Origin of the sequence: Halorubrum sp. Atlit-26R, assembly GCF_003666015.1 — an archaeon.
Classification (GTDB): domain Archaea; phylum Halobacteriota; class Halobacteria; order Halobacteriales; family Haloferacaceae; genus Halorubrum.
In genome coordinates this window covers 1-541 of record NZ_QPLT01000353.1, presented here as the reverse complement: position 1 = coordinate 541, position 541 = coordinate 1, and the positions used below count along the sequence as shown (strand labels likewise).

At 67.1% G+C, this 541-nt stretch carries 1 protein-coding gene; it reads right to left on the bottom strand.

The features are described 5' to 3' along the window. Window positions 1-387, bottom strand: a 387-nt coding sequence (locus DVK07_RS20945) for a hypothetical protein (protein WP_121598609.1), incomplete at its 3' end; no start/stop codon positions are given. Between the last annotated feature and the right edge of the window lie 154 nt (window positions 388-541).

Below are 541 nucleotides of genomic sequence, written 5' to 3'. Positions count from 1 at the left end.
CGGGATCGTTCCGCCGGTCTTCTCGTCAGCGTCGAGGCCAGCAGCGAGCCGGATGAGCTTGTAGCAGTGCTTCGCGCCGGGCTTCCCGTCGAACACCTCGTACATCACGTCGTCGTAGTCCAGCTTTGCCCGGCCACTCCGATCGACCGCCTTCCGGAACGCGTGCTCGCGGACCATGCCGACCTTCTCGTCGATGGAGAGCGACTCGTACGGTCGCTCGTCATCGATCTCGGAGAGACGGAGCTTCACCGCGGTGAGGTCCTCCTGGAGCTCACCACGCTGTGCCTCGAGCTGGTCGATGCGGTCCTCGAACTCGTTGACGCGAGCAAGCGCCCGCTGCGCGATGGCGAGGGCGTCACGGGCGGAGACGTCGTCGTCCTCAGGCATCGCCGACCACCTCACCGTCGTCGGCGTCGTCGGGACAGACAGGGCGCTCGCGACCGTCCTCGAGGCGGATGACGACCTCGGCGTCGTCCGTACAGCCGAGGGCGGTACATACCGCCATCAGGCGGTCACCCCCGTAGCAGCCGCTGTAAGTGCG